The following is a 2,280-nucleotide window of genomic DNA, read 5'->3' as shown; positions in this document are numbered from 1 at the left end:
TTATGCTGGTGAATCCGGCTATGGCATTCTTTTATATACTGGTTCTCCTGGCTCTGAAGGTACTTTAGGGGGACTGGTACAAGTAGGAAACCGAATTGAATACCATTTGGATGTTGCACTGGAGATGGGGAGGCTTTGTTCTAACGATCCAGTTTGCGCCCAGCATCAACCAGATGCCGAACAAGAAGATAGATTTTTGCATGGTGCTGCTTGTCACGGATGTTTACTCATTGCTGAAACATCTTGTGAACGGCGCAATGAATTTCTTGACAGGGCATTGGTCGTTGCTACTGTTGAAGGGCCAGGGGCAGAATTCTTTGAGGATGTGAGAGTATGATGGCTTTTCTCCACCTGAGCCGTCCAGCCCTGGTTAATTTAGCAGTCGCTTTAGAAACTGGCAGACTTTCCCCGCCCTTTTCCACATCCAATGTAGCCAACTACATCCCCGCGACTTTAAATCGAGACATAGTTGATGAACTCAACCGCCTTAATGTCATCGGCGTACATTCTCAGCATATTGCTTATACACTGCGACTGCTGGCAGAAGAACGAAGTACATCCCAAGCTGTGAGCGATCGCGTTGATTTGGTTTGGACTGGCCCAGAAATTACTGGTTCTCAAAGCCGTGACACTGGCGTTGTTGTGCGCGAGTTGTTTAGTACTGCCAAAATAAGCGTTCTCATTTCTAGCTTTGCTATTGATAAAAAACAAAAAGCACGAGAGTTATTTATGGTGCTGGCAGAACGAATGGATTTAACCCCAGAATTAAATGTGCGAATGTTTCTTAACGTCAATCGACCGCATAACAGTGAAGTGCCAACATCTACTTTACTGCGGGAGTTTGCTAGTACTTTTCGCCAAGATATTTGGCCAGGACAAAGACTACCTGAAGTATTTCACGATCCGCGATCGCTGAAGCTGGGTGGGGAATCAAAAGCTTGTTTACACGCCAAATGTGTTGTTGTAGATAAGGAGCGTGTTCTTGTAACCTCCGCCAATTTTACGGAAGCGGCTCACGAGCGCAATATCGAAGCTGGTGTATTACTCAATGACCCAGTAACGGCTATTGCTTTGCAAATGCAATTTGAAAGCTTGGTTACAAGAAACCTACTATGTCAAATTCCTGGTATCTGACTATTTTAAGCAATATTTTATGAGCTGCATTAATGGAGAAAAACGATGAAGACAAGAATACAGCAAATATTAACTGAGCTTGAGTGTGTTCAGGAAAGTTTTTTAGGATTGTCTGATGATATCTGGCTAAATATTGAACATAATGATTCACAGGCAGTTCAAAAAGGCTCTGAGTTTAAAGTAGAATTTAACGAGAAACTGAATGAGTTTAATCGAATCTCTGCTGAAATTTCAAATCTAATTGAGAAGTATACTAACGTTCATTCTGAAGCAGGATGTATTGTTCAGAAAGGCTCTCCAGAGCATGAGCGCATTATACGAGAGCTTGACTCTAGTGAGCATCATACGATTGAAGAGGATTTCACTTTTAAACGTCCTTATGGTTTTGTATTTGAAGGACAAGCTTACAAAGATGTAAAAAATTGGCAACGCCTATATAGACTATTTTGCAAACAATTAGCAAAGAAAAACATTCAACTATTCAAAGAATTCATAAATAGCACAGATGCTAAAACTGTCCGTGGTAATGTATTTTTTGCAACCGATAAAAAGGTTTTAAGAAAAGCATTAGAAATTGATAGTGTTATCTATGCAGAAGGTAATTTATCTGCAAATGACATTCGGGACAGAATTAAAAGCTTACTAAATGCGTTTAAAATAGCTCCCCAAGAATTCTCAATTTATCTTCGTGAAGATAGGAATGCAATGGAATAATTATGTGACGGCATCCGCGACTTTGAGCAGATGCCGTGGCTGGCAACAGGCTATGCAATTTTGAACGAGTTATTGGTATCCAACACTTTTTTCCGAGAGATTCAAACAAGTTATCAGAATAAATATCTATATGTCTACATTTGATTCTACTAAAACAAGACTAGAGACTTTATAGACGGCATTTGTGACTTTGAACAGATGCCAAGGCTTACAACGCATTATGCAAAAGACATAGTTGACGTGATTGATTTAAACTCGCTTTAACCCAATAAAAGATAATCGTGAAACCTGTATTACCTCCATTAAGTAATTGTATTATATTCTTTGTATTTTTATTAAGCATAGTGTATTTATATAGCAGTATAGCTCAAAGAAAATTAATTAAAAAGCAACAAAAACCAGAAAGACCTAAATCTGGTTTTGGCTTTTTGA

General features: G+C 39.2%; 2 protein-coding genes and 1 pseudogene. All 3 read left to right on the top strand.

The genetic code is table 11. The features are described 5' to 3' along the window. A pseudogene (locus ACWATR_RS39440) lies at positions 1-337 on the top strand (hypothetical protein); the annotation flags it as partial. Beyond that, positions 334-1,134: a DISARM system phospholipase D-like protein DrmC gene (gene drmC / locus ACWATR_RS39435; RefSeq protein ID WP_460345671.1), complete on the top strand. Its 801-nt coding sequence runs from the start codon at positions 334-336 to the stop codon at positions 1,132-1,134. The pseudogene ACWATR_RS39440 and the gene drmC, both read left to right, overlap by 4 nt. Positions 1,135-1,179: 45 nt before the next feature. Beyond that, positions 1,180-1,848, top strand: coding sequence for a hypothetical protein (locus ACWATR_RS39430; protein ID WP_460345668.1), 669 nt, complete (start codon positions 1,180-1,182; stop codon positions 1,846-1,848). Positions 1,849-2,280: the final 432 nt, after the last annotated feature.

The sequence above is a fragment of the Nostoc sp. UIC 10890 genome, assembly GCF_054786515.1.
Note: the sequence above shows the minus strand (reverse complement) of the source record. Positions and strands in the feature narration are given on the sequence as shown.

Excerpts from the sequence above, each read along its gene's own strand:
- ACWATR_RS39430 (WP_460345668.1), top strand. The coding sequence starts at position 1,180 with ATGAAGACAAGAATACAGCAAATATTAACTGAGCTTGAGTGTGTTCAG.
- drmC (WP_460345671.1), top strand. The coding sequence starts at position 334 with ATGATGGCTTTTCTCCACCTGAGCCGTCCAGCCCTGGTTAATTTAGCA.